General features: G+C 33.1%; 20 protein-coding genes. 8 read left to right on the forward strand and 12 right to left on the reverse strand.

All coding sequences use genetic code 11. The features are described 5' to 3' along the window. Positions 1 to 151: 151 nt before the first annotated feature. The 9 genes from AC2H4K_RS02930 to AC2H4K_RS02970 form a co-directional block, all read right to left on the reverse strand. Positions 152 to 1,561 (reverse strand): M20/M25/M40 family metallo-hydrolase, encoded by a 1,410-nt coding sequence (locus tag AC2H4K_RS02930; RefSeq protein WP_281138211.1) that lies wholly within the window; start codon positions 1,559 to 1,561, stop codon positions 152 to 154. 17 nt (positions 1,562 to 1,578) lie between these two features. Then, a complete protein-coding gene (locus tag AC2H4K_RS02935) occupies positions 1,579 to 2,457 on the reverse strand; it encodes a PPK2 family polyphosphate kinase (RefSeq protein ID WP_281138212.1) in 879 nt (292 codons plus the stop codon). 9 nt (positions 2,458 to 2,466) lie between these two features. Further along, positions 2,467 to 3,630: a sigma-54-dependent transcriptional regulator gene (locus AC2H4K_RS02940; RefSeq protein ID WP_281138213.1), complete on the reverse strand. Its 1,164-nt coding sequence runs from the start codon at positions 3,628 to 3,630 to the stop codon at positions 2,467 to 2,469. A gap of 1 nt (position 3,631) precedes the next feature. Beyond that, entirely contained in the window at positions 3,632 to 4,516 is an 885-nt protein-coding gene (locus AC2H4K_RS02945) for a DUF6268 family outer membrane beta-barrel protein (protein WP_281138214.1), read from the reverse strand. Positions 4,517 to 4,542: 26 nt separating this feature from the next. Then, positions 4,543 to 5,421, reverse strand: coding sequence for a mechanosensitive ion channel family protein (locus tag AC2H4K_RS02950; RefSeq protein WP_281138790.1), 879 nt, complete (start codon positions 5,419 to 5,421; stop codon positions 4,543 to 4,545). A gap of 7 nt (positions 5,422 to 5,428) precedes the next feature. Then, positions 5,429 to 6,742: an ABC transporter permease gene (locus AC2H4K_RS02955; RefSeq protein WP_281138215.1), complete on the reverse strand. Its 1,314-nt coding sequence runs from the start codon at positions 6,740 to 6,742 to the stop codon at positions 5,429 to 5,431. A gap of 2 nt (positions 6,743 to 6,744) precedes the next feature. After that, positions 6,745 to 7,671, reverse strand: a complete 927-nt coding sequence (locus AC2H4K_RS02960; protein WP_281138216.1) for an ABC transporter ATP-binding protein — start codon at positions 7,669 to 7,671, stop codon at positions 6,745 to 6,747. 244 nt (positions 7,672 to 7,915) lie between these two features. Further along, positions 7,916 to 9,034, reverse strand: a complete 1,119-nt coding sequence (gene dnaJ, locus AC2H4K_RS02965; RefSeq protein WP_281138217.1) for a molecular chaperone DnaJ — start codon at positions 9,032 to 9,034, stop codon at positions 7,916 to 7,918. A 47-nt stretch (positions 9,035 to 9,081) separates the two neighbouring features. Next, positions 9,082 to 9,633, reverse strand: a complete 552-nt coding sequence (locus AC2H4K_RS02970; protein ID WP_281138218.1) for a nucleotide exchange factor GrpE — start codon at positions 9,631 to 9,633, stop codon at positions 9,082 to 9,084. 153 nt (positions 9,634 to 9,786) lie between these two features. On the opposite strand from AC2H4K_RS02970, the gene AC2H4K_RS02975 reads away from it, so the two are divergent. Beyond that, on the forward strand, positions 9,787 to 10,440 hold the full coding sequence (locus AC2H4K_RS02975; RefSeq protein ID WP_281138220.1) for a YceI family protein: 654 nt from the start codon (positions 9,787 to 9,789) through the stop codon (positions 10,438 to 10,440). A 309-nt stretch (positions 10,441 to 10,749) separates the two neighbouring features. Further along, positions 10,750 to 11,136 carry a nucleoside triphosphate pyrophosphohydrolase family protein gene (locus tag AC2H4K_RS02980; RefSeq protein ID WP_281138223.1) on the forward strand — a complete coding sequence of 129 codons (387 nt, stop codon included), beginning with the start codon at positions 10,750 to 10,752 and terminating at the stop codon, positions 11,134 to 11,136. A 53-nt stretch (positions 11,137 to 11,189) separates the two neighbouring features. On the opposite strand, the gene AC2H4K_RS02985 is transcribed toward AC2H4K_RS02980, so the two are convergent. Beyond that, a complete protein-coding gene (locus AC2H4K_RS02985; RefSeq protein WP_281138225.1) occupies positions 11,190 to 12,257 on the reverse strand; it encodes a branched-chain amino acid aminotransferase in 1,068 nt (355 codons plus the stop codon). 117 nt (positions 12,258 to 12,374) lie between these two features. Between AC2H4K_RS02985 and AC2H4K_RS02990 the strand changes: the two genes are divergently transcribed. The 4 genes from AC2H4K_RS02990 (at position 12,375) to AC2H4K_RS03005 (ending at position 15,052) form a co-directional block, all read left to right on the forward strand. Then, positions 12,375 to 12,884, forward strand: coding sequence for a DUF4920 domain-containing protein (locus tag AC2H4K_RS02990; RefSeq protein ID WP_281138226.1), 510 nt, complete (start codon positions 12,375 to 12,377; stop codon positions 12,882 to 12,884). Further along, entirely contained in the window at positions 12,862 to 13,320 is a 459-nt protein-coding gene (locus AC2H4K_RS02995) for a hypothetical protein (RefSeq protein WP_493742805.1), read from the forward strand. Before AC2H4K_RS02990 ends, AC2H4K_RS02995 begins: the two co-directional genes overlap by 23 nt. Position 13,321: 1 nt before the next feature. Further along, the gene (gene mnmC2 / locus AC2H4K_RS03000) at positions 13,322 to 14,020 is read left to right on the forward strand and encodes a tRNA (5-methylaminomethyl-2-thiouridine)(34)-methyltransferase MnmC2 (RefSeq protein ID WP_281138229.1); all 699 of its coding nucleotides are present in this window, start codon (positions 13,322 to 13,324) and stop codon (positions 14,018 to 14,020) included. Between the two features lie 129 nt (positions 14,021 to 14,149). Continuing rightward, on the forward strand, positions 14,150 to 15,052 hold the full coding sequence (locus AC2H4K_RS03005) for a TIGR01777 family oxidoreductase (protein ID WP_281138230.1): 903 nt from the start codon (positions 14,150 to 14,152) through the stop codon (positions 15,050 to 15,052). 81 nt (positions 15,053 to 15,133) lie between these two features. Here AC2H4K_RS03005 and AC2H4K_RS03010 read toward each other — a convergent pair whose 3' ends face one another. After that, entirely contained in the window at positions 15,134 to 17,173 is a 2,040-nt protein-coding gene (locus AC2H4K_RS03010) for a dipeptidyl-peptidase 3 family protein (protein ID WP_281138232.1), read from the reverse strand. Positions 17,174 to 17,272: 99 nt separating this feature from the next. Between AC2H4K_RS03010 and AC2H4K_RS03015 the strand changes: the two genes are divergently transcribed. Beyond that, on the forward strand, positions 17,273 to 18,295 hold the full coding sequence (locus tag AC2H4K_RS03015; RefSeq protein ID WP_281138234.1) for an SRPBCC family protein: 1,023 nt from the start codon (positions 17,273 to 17,275) through the stop codon (positions 18,293 to 18,295). Beyond that, the gene (crcB, locus tag AC2H4K_RS03020; protein ID WP_281138235.1) at positions 18,296 to 18,664 is read left to right on the forward strand and encodes a fluoride efflux transporter CrcB; all 369 of its coding nucleotides are present in this window, start codon (positions 18,296 to 18,298) and stop codon (positions 18,662 to 18,664) included. It begins immediately after the preceding gene. Here the strand turns inward: crcB and AC2H4K_RS03025 are convergent. Further along, complete coding sequence (locus AC2H4K_RS03025; protein WP_281138236.1) at positions 18,661 to 19,263, reverse strand: DUF1684 domain-containing protein; 603 nt, start codon at positions 19,261 to 19,263, stop codon at positions 18,661 to 18,663. The genes crcB and AC2H4K_RS03025 overlap by 4 nt on opposite strands. Positions 19,264 to 19,339: the final 76 nt, after the last annotated feature.

The raw sequence follows: 19,339 nt of genomic DNA on the forward strand, positions 1-19,339 counted from the left end.
TTTTAGATAATATACCATGACTGGTTTTGACATTGTTATAGTAATTTCCGTTATACTTTTCGCTAGACTTGGTGTGCGCTTAGTATCAAAATACATGAAGATGAAGAAAGGGAGCAAACAAGATGAAACGGATTAGATCTAATTAATAGCTCTAATTTTTTATTTCGGTTTCCTTAGTAATTGGATTAACACCATATTTATCATAAAGATAAACCAAAGCTGTCATAGTCGCAGCACCAAGTTCTAGTTCTCTTTTATTTACATGTTCAAACGTATCGTTAGATGCATGATGATGATCGAAATAACGTTGAGAGTCTGGTCTTAAACCAGCAACAACATTAGTTTCTGTTTTTAGAGGACCTACATCTGCTCCACTTCCACCTTGTTCAAAATAATGAATTAAATAAGGTTTGAATAATGATTGCCAACCCAAAACTTGATTAAAATTGGTATCATTTGCTGAAAATGAAAACCCTCTTGGAGTAAAACCTCCAGCATCACTTTCTAAAGCAAAAATGTGATTTTCATTATTTTCTTTTGCAACTCTAGCATATTCTGTAGCACCACGAAGGCCATTTTCCTCATTCATAAACAACACTACTCTAATACTTCTTTTTGGGGTAATACCACTTTCTTTTAAAAGTCTTAACACATCCATAGACTGCACCACTCCTGCACCATCATCATGCGCTCCATCTCCAAGGTCCCAAGAATCTAAATGACCACCAACAATGATATATTCATTAGGATATTCACTACCTGTAATTTCTCCAATAACATTATACGACGGCACATCTTCATACTGTTTACAATTCTGTTTAAAATAAAATTGTAAGTCTTTATTACTTTTTAATGCTACACTTAAAACATTAGCATCATTGGTACTTATTGCTGCAGAAGGAATACGTTGTTCTACCGGCAAATCACCATAACTCATGCTTCCTGTATGTGGAAAATCGTCTTGTCTTAAATTCATTGAACGTACTATAACACCAATAGCACCATATTTAGCAGCTTCCATTGCACCTGCATAACGCTGATTAACGCAACCTCCATAAGCATTAAAAGTGCTTATTAAATCAGCTTGCATTGGTCTATTGTAAAAAACAATTTTTCCTTCGATATTTTCTCTGCCAAGTTTTTCTAATTCTTCAAAATCATGAACTTCTACTATATTAGCTTGCAATCCATTCTCATCAGTTGCTATTGAACCGCCAAGGGCACAAATATTCACGTTTTTCTTTTGGTTTTCTATCAAATAAAAAGCTTCTTCCTTTTCTCCTCTTTCCCATTTTGGAACCATAACGGGTTGTAACCAAACTTTATCCAAACCTAATTTCTCAAGTTCAGCTTTGGTATACTGTACAGCTAACTCGGCATTTTTAGATCCAGATAATCTTCCACCTATTTCATTCGATAAATAATCTAGCCATTCATAACTTTTTCCATTGGTTAAGGATGTGGAATAAATAGTCTTTAATGCTGACTCATCCGTTTGACCGTTAACGTTAATAGAAATTAACAAAGAAAGTGTAAAGGCTAAAATTGAAAAATATCTCATTTCAGATGGTGTTTAAATTATTCGTTTTCCAGTTGCTGTTTATACAAATGAATTTTAGACTTTTCGTCAGCAGGTAATTCTGGTTCTTTAATATCGGTATATTCTTTTAAAGTATCGTATAAAATTTTAGCGACTAAATATCTTGCTGTAGGTTTATCATCTGCAGGAATGTTATACCAAGGTGCATGAAATTTAGATGTTTTATTGATGGCATCTTCATAACAATCCTGATATTGACCCCAAAGTTTACGCTCATCCAAATCATCAGAAGAAAATTTCCAATTCTTTGAAGGCTTTTCTAAACGTCTTATTAATCTATTTTTTTGTTCATCTTTTGAAACATTCAAAAAGAACTTAAAAATAATGGTACCATTATCTGCAATATGCTTTTCAAAATTATTGATTTCTTCAAACCGTATTTCCCAAAATGCTTCATTCACATCATCAACACTTTTAATGTCTGGCATATTTTCATACATCAAATATTCTGGATGAACTCTTGTTACCAATACATTTTCATAATGTGTACGATTAAATATTCCAAACTTACCTCTAGCAGGAAGTGCGATGTAGTGTCGCCACAAATAATCGTGTTTTAATTCATTTTCCGTTGGTTTTTTAAAACTATGCGCATCAATTCCCCTAACATTAAATTCTTTAAAAACCTCTCTAATCAAACTGTCCTTTCCTGCTGTATCCATACCTTGAATACAAAATAGTACAGCATATTTTCCATGTGCATACATGGTATTTTGAATTTCGGCTAATTCTTCACTTACCGTTCTTAACTCACGCTCGGTTTTCTTTTTGTTAACCTCTAAATCATAGGTTGTCGGTAAATCCTTAATACTGATTTTTGAAGTGATTTTAAAGTCTTCGATATTGATATCTTTCATAAGCTTAGTTTATTTTGAAGCAAAAGCTTTAACATCAGTTTCGCTTACTTCATTACCTCCAAGAATAATAAGTCGCTCTACAACATTGCGAAGTTCACGGATATTACCTGTCCAGTCATAATCTTGAAGCAATTTCACAGCTTTATCAGAAAATGATTTTTTTGATGTGCCTTGTTCGTTTGAAATTTTTTCAGAAAAATGTTCTATCAGCAGAGGAATATCATCTCGTCTGTCGTTCAATGCTGGAACCTCAATTAAAATCACAGCGAGTCTATGATATAAATCTTCTCTAAATTTTCCATCAGCAATTTCTTTTTTAAGATCTTTATTTGTTGCTGCAACTACCCTAACGTTGACTTTAATATCCTTATCACTACCAACACGTTGAATTCTACTTTCCTGTAATGCTCGTAGAACTTTAGCTTGGGCAGATAGACTCATATCACCGATTTCATCCAAGAAAATTGTTCCGCCATTGGCAGCTTCAAATTTACCTGCTCTGTCTTTAGCTGCAGAAGTAAAAGCCCCTTTTACATGACCAAACAATTCACTTTCTATAAGTTCGCTTGGTATGGCTGCACAGTTAACTTCAATCATTGGTCCTTTAGAACGCTCGCTCTTTTGATGTAACCAATGCGCCACTAATTCCTTTCCAGTTCCATTTGGTCCCGTTACAAGAACTCTTGCATCTGTGGGTGCCACTTTATCAATCATTTCTTTGATACGACCAATACTGTCACTCTCACCTATCATTTCGTAGTTTTTGCTAACCTTCTTTTTTAGCATCTTATTTTCAACTACAAGCTCTTTTCTATCTAAAGCAATACGTACAGTGTTAAGGAGTCTATTTAAATCTGGTGGTTTTGAGATATAATCAAAAGCTCCAAGACGCATCGTATTTACGGCTGTATCTAAATCTCCATGACCAGAAATCATCACCATTGGTGTTTCTGGTTTTATTTTTTTCACAGCTTCTAGCACTTCAACACCATCCATTTTTGGCATTTTAATGTCACAAAGCACTAAATCGTAATCGTCTTTTTTTATTTTTTCGACACCAACCAAACCGTCTTCGGCTTCTTCTACTTGGTATTTGTCATTTTCTTCGGATAGTATTTTTACCAGCACTCGTCGGATTGCTGCTTCATCTTCAATGATTAATATTTTTGGCATTTTATATTTTGAGTTTTATTCCCGTTCTAAAATACAAAGTATTTTTTGCTTCTATGGTATAAATGTCTTCACGTTCATTATCTCTTAACCTAAAGTCGTTAGAAATAGTATACGCAGCATAGCCATAAAACATAATATGATCTGTAAAATAATGCTCATAACCAAGACCTCCCAAAACTGTTGTCATAGAAATATTTTCAGCCACTCTACCATTTACTTCTTTATTAGCTTGAATATTTGCAAAGAAATTGTCAAGAGTTACAAAGGCTTGAACATGATTTGTCTTATCAAATTTATAACGAATGTTTGTTTTTGGCACACCTAAAGTATAGGTCCAATTGGGATGAAATTCTCTATAATAGTTTAAAATTGGTAATGGATAATTACGACCAGGTGTGGTTGTATACTGTAAACCTATTATGAGTCGATTGGGTTTATCTCCTTCTTTTACATCTTCTGTTCTATCTCTAATCGCATACACGTTTCCTACGTAAATGTAATCATCGCTAACTAACTTAGATGCGAAGTTAGATTGTAAACGCATTCCGGCTTTGGCAGCATAAATCCAATCACCACTTGTTCTATAAAGATAACCTAAAGAAGCTTCTATTCGTTGTACAGAATGTAAATCACTTGTATCAAAAGGCACATCTTTTAAATCTAAATTTATGTTTCTATACTCACCACCAACTACGATATAATTATTTTTCTTAAACTCTAATGGCAATTGAAAAAACGTTCTAAATCTTCCTATACTATTTCCTGTATTATCATTCGGAATATGTAAATATTCAATACGAAATAGATCTGAAGATTGCGCGTTTCCAACAAAAACCAAAGAAATTAAACAAAATAATAATGTAGCTTTAATGTGTTTTATAGACATAAATGATTTTTAAATTAAACTATACTTTATTGCGGTTTTTCAATAATATGAATATCGCGTTGAGGGAATGGAATCGTGACTTTATTTTCTCTAAATAACTTATCGATTTCAAACCGAATATCACTTTTTGGGAATTGTGCTTTAAAACTGTCTGCAAGTGTAAATACAAGCTTAAAGTTTAAAGAACTATCACCAAAATTGGTAAATATTACAGAGGGCTCTGGTTCTGAAATAACATCTGGATGTGTACTTGCTGCCTGTAATAATAATTTTCTTACCAACTCAACATCACTTCCGTAGGCTACACCAACTTCAACACTTTCACGTGTTGTGGTTCCGTTTTGTGTCCAATTGTAAAGCGAATTTGTTAAGTATAAATGATTAGGAATTACCAATACTTTATTGTCTATAGTTACTGCTCTTGTGGTTCTTAATTTTATTTCCTCAACTCTTCCTACTTTACCTTCTATTTCAATAATATCACCAACGTGTACCGACTGATCTACCAAAATAAATACTCCAGAAATTATATCTTGAAACAGTGTTTGAAGTGCTAAACCAACACCTATTAAAAGTGCTGCAGAAGCTGCAAAAACAGCCGTTACATTTACACCAACACTATGAAGCGTTATGAGCAAAATGATAAGATAAACAACCCATCGGAAGTAGCCATAAACCACATTAAACTTCCCTTTATCATCTTCTGGTAATTTTCTTGTAATTATTCTAAGTAGAATTCTTAAAACAATTGTGGTAATGAAAATAGCAGTTACTACTATGATAAGATCAAAAATTGATACGCTTATATCTTCCGTAAAATCTAAATGCATCCCAAGAAAATTCTTAACGGCTTCCCAAGCAGAACTTTCAGTAATTGTTTCTTCTATTTTTTCTAAATCCTGCATCATAATCTTAATACTTCAACCACTTAAATAGCTCCTTGTATGTTGGTTTTTTACCATACATTAAAATGCCTACTCTATATATTTTAGCTGCAAACCATACAGCAAAAATGAATGTTCCTATTAATAACAATAGTGACAAACCTTGTTGCCAAAGCGGTACACCAAAAGGAATACGCATTAACATAACCACAGGTGACGTTAGCGGAATAAAAGAAAACACTGTTGAAACCGTACCATGAGGATCTTCAATAACCGTAAATACACCAACATAAACTGCTAAAATCAAAGGCATTAATATTGGCAGCATAAATTGCTGTGTATCTGTTTCATTATCAACCGCAGCACCAATTGCTGCATATAATGAGCTGTATAATAAGTATCCACTAATAAAGAATAGTAAGAATGCAAAAACTAAATTAGCCAATGGTAAACTTTGAAATGCAATGAAAAAATCTCCTATATTCTTTTCTAACCCAGAACTTTCGATAGATTGCAACAAAACTTCTTGTCTCTGAGCTAACAGTGCTGTCACATCGATATTAAATATAAAACCAACTACTGCCATCAAAACTACACCAAGAATAGCCCAAATAGCAAATTGCGTAACACCTGCTAATGATGTACCTATAATCTTACCCATCATTAATTGTATTGGTTTCACAGAGGATATAATTACCTCAATTATTCTACTCGTTTTTTCTTCTATAATACTTCGCATTATCATATTTCCATAAATGATAATAAACATGAATAGCAAATAACCTGCCGCTCCACCAAAAGCTAGTTTTACAATATTATCTGCCTTAGAACTTTTTTGCCCATCAAAACTTTCTTGGGCAATATCAACCTTGGTGTTAGAGGCTTCTATCTGGGCCATCGTTACTCCATCTTTCTGCAATTTAAGCTCACGTAAACGATTTTCTATCTTGGACTCTAAATTAGAGATTACAGAAAATGATGGTGTTTCTTCTGAATAAAATTTTATCTCATTTGAAATATCATTGATAGAATCCGCTCCAGTAATATATAAAAGCCCATAACCATCGCTCTCTTTCACCAAAGTAATAGCGTCGTCCAAACTCAGCCCTGTTAATTGAGAATAAGTTGTATTTTCTGTATTCTTAAAACCTTCTGTTATATAGCCAGTTTCATCAAGTATGGAAATCGTTCGTTTTTTATCGTTGTTTAATTGAGATAAATAGGCAACAACAGCTATAAGCGCAATCATTATTACAGGACTTAAAAATGTCATAATAATGAACGACTTGTTTTTAACCTTAGTTAAATATTCGCGTTTTATTATAAGTGGTAAATGATTCATGCCTAATTATTTTTTACTGTTTGAATAAAAATGTCATTTGCTGAAGGAATAACTTCTACAAAATGATTTACCTGTGCTTTTGAAGTTAAAAATGACAACAAATCATTTGGAGATGTTGTTTCAGGAATCTTAACATTGAGTTTGATATCATCATACAAATTTTTGAATGTAGCTGGTAACACATCAAAACTATTCTGAATATCTGCAATCACTTTTTCCTTATCCAAAGCTTCTAAACCAACTTCAAACGTATTGGTTTTGTATTGACGTTTTATATCATTTAACTTGCCATCTAAAACTTTATTTGATTTATGAATCAAAGCAATATGATCGCATAATTCCTCAACAGATTCCATACGATGTGTAGAAAAAATAACAGTAGCTCCTTCATCTCTCAATTGTAAAATTTCATCCTTTATTAAATTGGCGTTAATAGGATCAAAACCAGAAAAAGGCTCATCAAAAATTAAAAGCTTTGGTTGATGCAAAACTGTGACGACAAACTGAATTTTTTGCGCTTGTCCTTTACTTAACTCTTGAATTTTTTTGTTCCACCAATCACCAATATCCAATTTATCAAACCAGTATTTTAATCTACTTTTTGCTTCAGATTTAGACATGCCTTTCAGTTGTGCCAAATACAAAGCTTGCTCACCGACTTTCATAGATTTATACAGTCCTCGTTCCTCTGGTAGATATCCAATATCCTGAATATGTTCTGGTTTAAGCGGTTGACCATCTAGCATTACAGTACCTTCATCTGGCATTGTAATTTGGTTTATAATTCTAATAAGTGTTGTTTTTCCTGCTCCGTTTGGTCCCAGCAAACCAAAAATACTTCCTTTTGGAACAGCTATAGATACTTGATTTAGTGCCTTGAAATCCCCATACTTTTTTGATACGGAATCAGCAACTAATAAGTCATTCATATTTGATAAGATTTTACTTAGGGTTAATACGTAAATATATTAAATGTTGTAGAGTAATAAAGAATAAATAGGATATATAATAATGTATTCTTTCACAGCAACTACCACACTTTCAACCTAAAAAACAAAACCCACCCTTATAATTAAATAAGGATGGGAAAAAATTGCTATGAAAAAGAAAAATTACCGCTAATTAGCATTAGCGATAATTCAAAGATAATATTTTTTATGAATTAATACCTTTTTATGAAAACATATCTTTTACCTTTTCAAAAAAAGATTTATCAGAGCTTTCTGGTTTTGGTTCAAAATGCTCGTCATCTTTCATACTTTCAAAAAATTCTTTTTGTTTTTTATTTAAGGTCTTTGGTGTCCAAACATTTACATGTACCAATAAATCTCCTTTACCATAACCATTAATACTTGGTATACCTTTGCCTCGTAATCTTAATATTTTACCAGACTGAACACCAGCTTCTATTTTAATTCTAACCTTACCAGTTACCGTATCTATTTCTTTAGATGAACCTAACACGGCATCAGGTAGACTTACATACATATCATAATGAAGATTATCACCTTCACGTTTCAATGTTGGATGTTCTTCTTCTTGTATTGCGACTAACAAATCACCAGAAATACCATTTCCAGGAGCTTCATTACCTTTTCCTGTAACTTTAAGCTGCATACCATCTACAACACCTGCAGGTATTTTTACAGACACTGTTTCCTCAGCTACTTTTAAACCTTGAGCATCTGCATCTGAAGGTTTTTTATCAATAGTTTGACCAGCTCCACCACAAGTTTGACAAGGAGCAGACGTCTGCATTCTTCCTAAAATTGTATTGGTAATTCTTGTCACTTGACCAGAACCGTTACAAGTACTACAAGTTTTATAAGTTGTACCAGGTGCTTGAACTTTGCGCTTAACTTTAATTTTCTTTTCTACTCCATTAGCCACTTCTTCTAAAGTCAGTGTGACACGAATACGTAAGTTACTTCCTTTTACAACGCGTTGTCTACCACCTCCACCAAAGCCGCTGAAACCGCCTCCTCCACCGAAAGCGCCTCCAAAAATGTCACCGAACTGGCTGAATATGTCATCCATATTCATACCACCTCCACCAAAACCACCTGATCCGTCAAAGGCTTGGTGACCAAACTGGTCGTAACGTGCTCTTTTATCAGCATTACTTAAAACTTCGTAAGCTTCTGCTGCTTTTTTAAACTTTTCTTCCGCTTCTTTATCATCAGGATTTTTATCTGGATGATATTTTAGCGCCATCTTTCGATAGGCTTTTTTTATCTCAGAATCTGATGCTCCTTTACTTATTCCTAATACGTCGTAATAATCTTCTTTCATCTAAATAATTAATTGTTCGTCTTTAATTCTCGAAAAACGATTTTCACTTACTGTCCAAAAACAACTTTTGGAAAACGGATAACTTTATCTCCTAACTTGTAACCTTGTTCAATTACATCTATGATTTTACCTTTAAGATCTTCTGAGGGTGCAGGAATTTGAGTTACCGCTTCATGGTCATCTGCATTGAAAGTGTCTCCTTTATTAACTTCTATTTTAGATAATCCTTTTTGCTGTAACGTACTCACCAATTTATTGTAGATTAACAAAACACCTTTTCTTAATTCTTCAGCTTCTTTGTCTTCTTCAATATGAGTTAAAGCACGCTCAAAATCATCTAAAATTGGTAACATAGCCGTCATAACATCTTGACTAGCTGTTTTGAACAAGTCTATACGTTCTTTAGTAGTTCGCTTCTTGTAATTTTCAAACTCTGCAAACAAACGCATGAATTTATCTTTTTCAGCAGCTAATTCACCTTGTAATTTTTCTTCTACAGATTGTTCTGTCTGTCCTTCATTTTCTGCTTCAGCAGTTGCAGTTGCTGTGTCCTCTATTTGAGGTTCTTCCACTTTTTTGTCTTTATCTTTTTTACTCATTTGAGTTCAATTTTTTAAATCTTCGATTTAGAAATGGCAAAAGTACTGCCATTATTATTAAAATGTCAAAATGTCATTAACATTTTTTTATAATTGTTGTGTTGAAACAATTATTAATTTTACGCCTCAAAAAAACAAACTTAAAACACTAACATGAAAACACCTATTTTTAAAATTTTTGCTGTTGTTGCTCTAATCACTTTTTCAAGTTGTGGTGACAAAGCTAAAGAAGCTGAAACAAAAGAAGCAACAGAAGCTGCAGTTGCTAAAGTTGAAGCTGTAGCCTATACTGCGAATACTGAAAAGTCAATGATTGAGTGGACAGGTTACAAGCCTACAGGATCTCACAATGGTACAATTGCTATTAAAGACGGAAAGTTAAAAGTAAATGATAATACTGTTGAGAGCGGAAAATTTGCAATTGATATGGCTAGTATCGAAGTTTTAGACATTCCTAAAGAAGATGAAGGAAATGCTAAATTAGCAGGACACTTAATGAATGCTGATTTCTTTGATGTAGAGAATCATCCTGTTGCTAATTTTGAAGTTACAGGTATTGAAACTGTTGACGGAAAAACAATGCTTTCTGGAAACTTAACTATGAAAGAAAAAACTAACAACATTAGTTTCCCTGTAACAATTGAAGTAAATGGTGATACTTTAACTTTAACAAGTGAAACGTTTACAATTGATCGTTCTAAGTGGAACATCGAGTACGGTTCTAAATCATTCTTTGATAATTTAGGTGATAAGTTTATCAATGATGATATTGAGTTAAAAGTGACTTTAGTAGCAAATAAAGCTTAATTAAAAGCAATTTTATATAAAAAAAAGCAGCTAGATAATAGCTGCTTTTTTTATGCTCTAAATTTAGCTATTACATAAAAATAAACTTAATAGCCGCTATCATGCCTATGAAAGCTATAAAAGCTATAAGTATCCAAATGGTTCCTTTGTAGTGTTGTTTATGAAGTTTAAGGTTTTTTCGATATTGAAAACCAATAATGATAACAAAAACAATAAAAAATAATAAACCAAAAATCAATTGACCGTTACTAAACATCTTCTTATTTTTATGCGAATTTAATAATTGCCAGAATAAAAAACTAACTAATAATGCAAGATAAAATCAATGCTGTTAAAGCATTTCATACCGCCTTCAAAATAGGACATAGAGGAACTCCGAAAGCCGATTTAGGTCTAGAAAAAAATATGCTTCGTTATAAATTAATGCGCGAAGAAAACGAAGAATATTTAGAAGCTGCCAACAATAATGATTTAGTAGAAGTTGCTGATGCTTTGGGTGATATGCTATATATTCTTTGCGGTACCATTATAGAACATGGTTTGCAACATAAAATAGAAGAAGTCTTTGAAGAAATTCAACGTAGTAATATGAGCAAACTTGGAGAAGATGGAGAACCAATTTACAGAGAAGACGGGAAAGTTCTTAAAGGCCCTAACTACTTTAAACCTAATATTAAAGATATTTTAGAGTCATAAAACAAAAAAGCAGTCAATAATTTGACTGCTTTTTTATTTTAATTATTTCCATATTACTTCACCTCATATCTCCAACCGTGAATATCCTCAGAGATATTGTTCTGAATATTCAGTAAGGTTTCCTTGAATAATTTTCCGTAAGAGTCTTCAATTTCAGGAACCTCAAACAATTCACCTTGATGTTGAAAAGCAGACACTGGACTTACAACAGCAGCTGTACCAACACCAAAAACTTCTTTTAGGTTACCTTCTCTAGCTGCCGTTTTAATTTCACCAACAGCTATTTGTCTTACCTCACATTCTATATTAAGGTCTTCTGCTAATTGAATGATACTTTTTCTTGTAATACCATCCAAAATTCTATCGCTAGTTGGTGCTGTTACCAATTTGTCATTGATTCTAAAAAAGACATTCATAGTACCAGCTTCCTCAAGATATTTGTGTGTATTGGCATCTGTCCAAATTACTTGCTGAAAGCCTTCTTTCTGAGCTAAGCTTGTTGGGTAGAATTGTCCTGCATAGTTACCTGCTGCTTTAGCAAAACCTATACCTCCATCAGCAGAACGGCTAAACTCTTCAGCAATTAAAACGCGCACTGGCGAATTATAATATGATTTTGCAGGTGAGCATATAATCATAAAACGGTAAGTGCTTGCTGGTGATGCCGATATTGCTGGTTCAGTAGCTATTACAAAAGGTCTTATGTATAAAGAATTTCCAACTCCTGCTTTTATCCATTCGTTATCTAATTTTAAAAGTGTCTCTAAACCTTCAAAGAAATAATCTTCAGGAAATTCTGGCATTGCCAAACGTGCTGCAGATTTATTAATTCTGTCAAAATTCTGTTTTGGTCTAAACAAAAATACTTTTCCGTTCTCATCTTTATAGGCTTTCATACCTTCAAAAACTGCTTGTCCGTAATGAAACACACGTGCAGAAGGTTCAAACGTCATAGCTTGGTAAGGCTTTATTTCAGGATTTTGCCATTTTCCATCTACATAATCGCAGACAAACATATGATCTGTAAAAATTCGACCAAAGTCTAGTTTACTAAAATCAACACTGTTTATTTTTGAAGATTGTATAGTTTCTACGGTAAGTTTGCCTGTTTCAATAGCCATAATTATCAATAATTTAGTCCACAAAAATACGCAATCATTACCGTTAAAAAAAGGCTACAATCTCTTAAATTTATGTAAATTTGTTAATCAATAACTTATTCAAATAAAAACTTAATAATGAAAAAATTAGCTTTATTAGCTATACTTGGTTTAGCTATGTACTCATGCAAAGACGACACAAAAAAAGTTGAAGAAGACGTCGCTGATGTTAAAGAAGTAAAGGAAGAAATTGCTTACGCATCTTTTGGTGATAAAATTAACGATACTGATGCTTTAAGTCCAGATAATATGATGGAAAAATACAAAGGTCTTAAAGCTGGTGACACTATTAATGTTAAAACCACAGGAAAAATTATTGAAGTATGCTCTAAAAAAGGTTGTTGGATGACTTTAGATATGGGTAGTGATGAAGTTATGGTACGATTTAAAGATTACGGTTTCTTTATGCCATTAAATGCTGAAGGCGAAGTTGTAATAAATGGTAAAGCTTTTATTACCGAAACACCTGTTGAAGAATTACAACATTATGCTGAAGACGCAGGAAAATCTAAAGAAGAAATCGCTGCTATTACAGAACCTAAATTAGAATACCGTTTTGAAGCTGATGGAGTTTTACTTAAAGAATAAAAATCTTTTGGCGGTCTTACTTTTCGCTTTCTTAGCTTTTAGCTGTGAAAATGAAGAAAAAAAGACCGAGGAAACAGCTCAAAAAAAAGTTGAATACGATATGTACAAGCCTTCTGAAATGGCAAATTTTATGAATGCTATGTACATATACAATCAACAAATTAGAGATCAAATTATTGCTGGAGAAATACCAAAATCAATGCCTTTGGATTTGATGACGCTTCATTCAGCAGAAATGTCTGATGGAAAAGGTAGAACACCAGTTTGGGACAGCTTTGTAAATGTGTTTATAGAATCTCAGAAAACTATTGCTGATACACTTTCTAATGTAGAGTTAAAACAGCGTTATAATGATGCTATCACAAATTGTTTGAACTGTCACAAAACAGAATGCGTAGGACCGATTCCTAAGATTAAAAAGCTTTTGATTCAATAATTTGAAACGAAAAATAATCACCACATCAGATGGTTCTAAAACCATACAGATAGAAGATTGGAATGAGCAATACCATTCCATTCATGGTGCCATACAAGAAGCAAACCATGTGTTTTTAAAACATGGTTTGCTTTATTTTTCAAAATCTTACCGTCCTGAAATTACTTCAGAATTCAATCCTATAAACATCCTCGAAATAGGTTTTGGCACAGGTCTTAATGCTTTTCTAACTTTAATCGAAGCCGAAAAAACAAATCTAAAAATCAACTATGTTGGTGTTGAAGCTTATCCTGTAAAGAAAGAGGAAATAAATCAGCTCAATTATATTGAACTTATTTCAAAAGAACACGATACTTTTTTTGAAAAAATGCATGCTGCTCCTTGGGAAGAAGAACACTTTATAACATCTAATTTTCAACTAGAAAAACAGAAAAAATTCTTTAAGGACATACAAGCCAAAGATACTTTTGACATCATCTACTTTGATGCTTTTGGAGCACGCGTTCAACCTGAATTATGGACAGAAGCTATTTTCAAGATTATGTTTACAGCACTTAAAAAGAATGGTATTCTAGTCACGTATTCTGCTAAAGGTAGTGTAAGACGTGCTATGCAAGCTGTTGGTTTTACCGTAGAACGACTTCCTGGACCGCCTGGTAAAAGAGAAATGCTGAGAGGAACAAAGCATTCAGTGGAATGAAATGAACTAAATGCTGAGAGCACCGAAGTATTCAACGAAATGAAACTTTAATTCTTGCTAAACGTTAAAGCAAAATTAAAGTTCTTACCTACGCTTTTCACCTTTCGTATCTTTACAAAAAAAGCAATAATGACAGTTTTAATAACAGGTGCAACAGGTTTAATAGGACAAGAAATTGTAAAAATTTGTCATGCCGAAGGTATAACTGTACATTATTTAACGACTTCAAAATCAAAACTAAAATCAGATCCTAATTATAAAGGATTTTATTGGAATCCTGATAATAACGAAATTGACCATAAATGTTTTGAAGGTGTTTCAGCTATTATCAATATGGTTGGTGCAACAATAGCGAAACGCTGGACAGATTCTTATAAAAAAATCATACTAGAAAGTCGAACAAAAACCGCAGCATTACTTCAAGACACTATAGAAAAACATAATTATAGTATAGATCAAGTTGTTTCTGCTAGTGCTATTGGTATTTATCCTTCAAGTTATGTGAATTATTACGAAGAAACTAATACTGAAATCTCGAGTACATTTTTAGGTGATGTAGTAAATGCCTGGGAAGATGCTGTGGATGGATTCAAAACTCCAACATGTAGAGTAGCTAAAATACGAATCGGACTTGTTTTAGCTAGTGATGAAGGCGCTTTACCTAAAATGGTTCAACCTATAAAATTAGGATTGGGAGCTCCCTTAGGAAGCGGTAAACAATGGCAAAGCTGGATTCATGTAAAAGATTTAGCTAATATGTTTGTTTTTGCATTAAAAAACGGACTAGAAGGAATTTACAATGGAGTGGCACCAAACCCGGTTACTAATAGAGATTTAACCAAAATAGCTGCTAAGGTTTTAAAGCGACCATTACTCTTGCCAAATGTTCCAAAATTTACTTTGAAATTAGTTCTTGGTGAAATGCATATTTTACTTTTTGAAAGTCAACGTGTGAGCTCACAGAAAATGGAAATTGAAGGTTTTGATTATACCTATGCCAATTTAAAACCTGCTTTAGAAGATTTACTTTAAAAAAATAATTACCAACATTATAAAAAATAAAAAAGCACTTACAAATTTGTAAGTGCTTTTTTAGTTTGAGTAAAGATTTTATTAATTCACCTCAGGCAAATGACTATACGCTTTACTGTACTCTAACATTTGTTCTGGGAAACCAGCTGGCTGTGTTACTTTAATTGCTGTGATTTCTCCATTATCATCCATTTCTGGAACTAAAACTGGGTTTACAAAACCACTATAAGGAGCAGATTTAAATTGCTTATTACGCTCTAAAACCTCAGCGTGAACATCTTGATCTACCTTAACACCATAACCTTCAACCAAGGCTTCAACGGCAGCATAATCTCCTTCAGACTTAATACGTTGTGTTTCTCTTAATAATTGTCCGAAAAGATCATGTAGTTTTTCGTAATCGTTAATATTGAAATACGTTTTACCGTCTTTGTTTACCTTTTCAATAACGTTATCTGCTTTTCCTTTTTCAAATACCCAAGCAGAAACCCATTGACGGTTTCTCATGTGAGCTTCTTCAACATCATCACCTAGATTCAAACGGATTAACTGTGTCATTAAACCATTTCTGATATAACCATCATAAGCTGCTTTTCCTACCTTTTGCCAATCTTCAACTAAACCTAATTCTTGTAATTTAGGATTGTATAAGTAATATAGACCAACTAAATCTGCACGTCCTTCTTCCAAAGTAGAGGCATAATTTTTCAAAGTTTCTTTGGTCTCACCTACTCCAGGATTTAACTGACCTGATGCATGACCAATAACTTCATGTAATGCTGTATGAAGTTTATCTGCCAATTGTCCGTATTCTTCTTCTAATTGCAACTCCTCTTCATCGTGAACAAATTCTTTTAATCTACCTGTACTACCTGCATTATTATATGCATTAATGATATTTCCAAGTGATACTGACTTACTTCCAACTTCTTTTCTAATCCAGTTGGCATTTGGTAAGTTCACACCAATTGGTGTACTTGGTGATGCATCTCCTGCTTCACCTGCAACAGTAACAACTTTGTAAGTTACACCAACTACATTTTTCTTTTTGTGCTCATCCATTAAAGGTGAATTATCCTCAAACCACTGTGCATTATCCGATAACACCTTCATCTTTTTAGACATATCAAAGTCGTTGATTTGCACAATAGTTTCATAAGAACCTCTATAACCTAAAGGATCGTTGTAGACTTCGATAAAGCTATTTATGTAGTCTACATTACCTTCTGTTGCTGCTGTCCAAGCGACATTGTAATCATCCCAAGTTTGTAAATCACCTGATTTATAATATTCAATTAACAAACCTAAAGCATCACCTTGTGCTTTATTTTCAGCTACACCTTGCGCTTTTTCTAACCACTTTATAATTTCATCAATAGCAGAACCGTAAAGTCCACCAGATTTATAAACACGTTCTTTCAATTCGCCATTTTCTTTTACAAGTTGAGAATTTAAACCGTATGATAATGGCTGCTCAGGGTTTGGTGATTTTTTATTTTTGTAAAAACCAATAACATCTTCATTAGTTACATCTGGACCATAAAAATTTACAGCAGATAAAGCTACATTATCAACACCTTTAGCTTGGTTTACTTTTTTCATGTCCTTATCATTAAAGATCACATCAAAAGCTTCACCATCTAACTTAGTGTTGGTTGCCAAAAGCAACTCATTTAAATAGTCTTTTGAAAATTCTGGTTTCAACTTATCGTTAGAATAATGATGATGAATACCATTACTGAACCAAACACGTTTTAAGTAAACTTCAAAAGCGTTCCAATCATCAGATGATTTATCACCTGAATAGTTAGCATAAACATTCTCTAAAGCTTTACGGATTTTAAGGTTATGTCTGTAGTTTTGATCCCACATAATATCTCTACCAGCTAAACCAGCTTGCGTTAAATAGTAAACTAATTTTTGCTCTTTTAAAGATAGATTGTCCCAGCCAGGAATTTGATAACGTAGAATTTTAATATCTGCAAATTGCTCTACGTTAAAGTCGAACTTTTCATCAGATACTTCAACAGTATCTTGCTCTGTAGGTGCTTTTGAATCGTCCTTGCAAGACCATGCAAACACTGCTACGAAGCAAAACACCACTATAGATTTTAGTTTCATATAAGTTAGTTTTATTTTGTTTTACACAAATGTAATGTTTATATCACATATAATAAATTACTATCTTTGAGAAACAACTAACTAACTCAACATTATTTAATGAAATCCCTAAAGTACATTTTACTACTACTGCTCATCCTTATTATTGGATTTTCCGTCTATGTTGCTGTGCAACCTAATGACTATAAATTCAGTAGAAGTAGGACTATTGAAGCACCTGTAAGTTTGCTTTACAATAAGGTTAACGACTTTAAAGAATGGCCTGAATTTTCCCCTTGGATTGAACAAGAAAAAGATGCTAAACTGACGTATTCTGAAAATACTAGTGGTGAAGGCGCAAGCTATAGTTGGAATGGTGAAATTTTAGGTGAAGGTTCTATGACGACCTTAGATACAGAAAAAAATAAGGCTATCAATCAAAAGATTGAATTTATAAAACCTTTTGAAGCGCAATCTAACATCAACTGGTATTTTGAGCCAACCGAAAAAGGCACCAAAGTAACTTGGGAAATGGAAGGCAAACAGGATTTCATGACAAAACTTTACACCACTTTTGCAGGTTCAATTGAATCTGGAACTGGTCCAGATTTTGAACGTGGTTTATTTAAATTGGATAGTATCACAAATGCTGAAATGAAAGTTTACAGCATAAATATTGATGGTGTAACCCAACATAGTGGTGGCTATTACCTTTACAATACAACATCTTGTAAGTTCAGTGAGTTTGAAACAAAAATGAAGGAAATGATGCCAAAAGTTGGTGCATATGCTATGACAAATAATATCACCATGGCTGGTTCACCTTTTGTACTTTACCATAAATGGGACGAAGAAAATAATGCCGTTATCTTTTCGTGTTGCATACCTACAAACTCTAGAGTTATTACTGAAGATTCAGATATTCTCACAGGAAAACTAGATTCCTTCAATGCGCTTAAGACTACTTTGAAAGGAAATTATGACAACCTTGAGGAAGCTTGGAACAAGTCTATGGAGTATATCAACACCAACAATCTTGTAATGTTAGAAGCTGGACCAATGTTAGAAACTTATGTTACTGATCCGATGAATCATCCTAATCCTGCAGATTGGATTACTGAAATCTATATTGCTGTTGAATAAATGAAACAAATTATTCTCGTTTTTATTGGTGGTGGTTTTGGCAGTGTCCTAAGGTTTATTATTGGGAAATGGCTAAATAGCAATGAAACAGGTATTCCATATGGTACATTTGCCGCCAACATTTTAGGTAGTTTATTAATAGGAATCATACTAGGTTTAGCTGCAAAAAATGATAGCTTATCACAAAATCAAACGTTACTACTTGCAACAGGTTTTTGTGGTGGCTTTACTACATTTTCAACTTTCGCTTATGAAAATCACGTGTTTTTAAAATCAGGCGATTTTATGACTTTCGCGATTTATACTATTGCCAGTTTTATTGTGGGATTTTTAGCTGTGTTCTTAGGAATGTATTTGGTGAAGGCTTAGTGTTTTTCAAACGCCTTTACTCCTGCTTCAACTTCTGTACTTAAATAATTTACCCTTGGTACAATTGGACAAGAATACTTTTCGTTATATGCACAATAAGGGTTATAGGCTTTGTTGAAATCTATTTCTATTTCGTCCCCTTCTGGAATTCGTAAGTCGATATAGCGTCCACCACCATAGGTTGCATCTCCATTAGTATCATCTAAAAATGGTAAGAATAAATAGTCTTCATAACCTTCGGTAGTCATTAAATCTTTACCCTGATACACATTTAGTTGAAACTTTTGTCCTTTCAACTCAAAAGAAAGGATACCAAAAACCCTTTCTTCCGATTCTCTACTTGTGGTCGTTTTCATTTTGAACCATTCCGAGTCTGGTGTTTTTTTTAGAACTGCTTTTACTACATATGTAGAATCAAATTTGAAAAAATCTAATCCTTCAAAAGCCTTCAGATCTTTAGCTTTTAATGGCGATTTTGAAGCATCTTTAAAATCTGAATTCATTTCTTTTTGCCACTCCGTATCACCTTTTGTAGTAGTTTTTTCTTGTGTACATCCTAAACATAAGGCTAAAGTAAAAATGACCAGTAGTTTTTTCATTCTTGATTTTTTTGATTTCCAAAAATACAACATATCAAAATTTATTGTAGTTTTACCGCAAGTAATTAAAAAATAA

The sequence above is a fragment of the Winogradskyella sp. 266wxhm genome, assembly GCF_058964685.1.

What these genes read in the sequence shown, in the direction of transcription:
- crcB (WP_281138235.1), top strand. Translation starts at nt 18,296, where the DNA reads ATGAAACAAATTATTCTCGTTTTTATTGGTGGTGGTTTTGGCAGTGTC.
- AC2H4K_RS02940 (WP_281138213.1), bottom strand. Translation starts at nt 3,630, where the DNA reads ATGCCAAAAATATTAATCATTGAAGATGAAGCAGCAATCCGACGAGTG.
- AC2H4K_RS02935 (WP_281138212.1), bottom strand. Translation starts at nt 2,457, where the DNA reads ATGAAAGATATCAATATCGAAGACTTTAAAATCACTTCAAAAATCAGT.
- AC2H4K_RS03025 (WP_281138236.1), bottom strand. Translation starts at nt 19,263, where the DNA reads ATGAAAAAACTACTGGTCATTTTTACTTTAGCCTTATGTTTAGGATGT.
- AC2H4K_RS02950 (WP_281138790.1), bottom strand. Translation starts at nt 5,421, where the DNA reads ATGCAGGATTTAGAAAAAATAGAAGAAACAATTACTGAAAGTTCTGCT.
- AC2H4K_RS03015 (WP_281138234.1), top strand. Translation starts at nt 17,273, where the DNA reads ATGAAATCCCTAAAGTACATTTTACTACTACTGCTCATCCTTATTATT.
- AC2H4K_RS02945 (WP_281138214.1), bottom strand. Translation starts at nt 4,516, where the DNA reads ATGTCTATAAAACACATTAAAGCTACATTATTATTTTGTTTAATTTCT.
- AC2H4K_RS02960 (WP_281138216.1), bottom strand. Translation starts at nt 7,671, where the DNA reads ATGAATGACTTATTAGTTGCTGATTCCGTATCAAAAAAGTATGGGGAT.
- dnaJ (WP_281138217.1), bottom strand. Translation starts at nt 9,034, where the DNA reads ATGAAAGAAGATTATTACGACGTATTAGGAATAAGTAAAGGAGCATCA.
- AC2H4K_RS02975 (WP_281138220.1), top strand. Translation starts at nt 9,787, where the DNA reads ATGAAAACACCTATTTTTAAAATTTTTGCTGTTGTTGCTCTAATCACT.
- AC2H4K_RS02970 (WP_281138218.1), bottom strand. Translation starts at nt 9,633, where the DNA reads ATGAGTAAAAAAGATAAAGACAAAAAAGTGGAAGAACCTCAAATAGAG.
- AC2H4K_RS03005 (WP_281138230.1), top strand. Translation starts at nt 14,150, where the DNA reads ATGACAGTTTTAATAACAGGTGCAACAGGTTTAATAGGACAAGAAATT.
- AC2H4K_RS02980 (WP_281138223.1), top strand. Translation starts at nt 10,750, where the DNA reads ATGCAAGATAAAATCAATGCTGTTAAAGCATTTCATACCGCCTTCAAA.
- AC2H4K_RS02990 (WP_281138226.1), top strand. Translation starts at nt 12,375, where the DNA reads ATGAAAAAATTAGCTTTATTAGCTATACTTGGTTTAGCTATGTACTCA.
- AC2H4K_RS02995 (WP_493742805.1), top strand. Translation starts at nt 12,862, where the DNA reads ATGGAGTTTTACTTAAAGAATAAAAATCTTTTGGCGGTCTTACTTTTC.
- AC2H4K_RS03010 (WP_281138232.1), bottom strand. Translation starts at nt 17,173, where the DNA reads ATGAAACTAAAATCTATAGTGGTGTTTTGCTTCGTAGCAGTGTTTGCA.
- AC2H4K_RS02985 (WP_281138225.1), bottom strand. Translation starts at nt 12,257, where the DNA reads ATGGCTATTGAAACAGGCAAACTTACCGTAGAAACTATACAATCTTCA.
- AC2H4K_RS02930 (WP_281138211.1), bottom strand. Translation starts at nt 1,561, where the DNA reads ATGAGATATTTTTCAATTTTAGCCTTTACACTTTCTTTGTTAATTTCT.
- AC2H4K_RS02955 (WP_281138215.1), bottom strand. Translation starts at nt 6,742, where the DNA reads ATGAATCATTTACCACTTATAATAAAACGCGAATATTTAACTAAGGTT.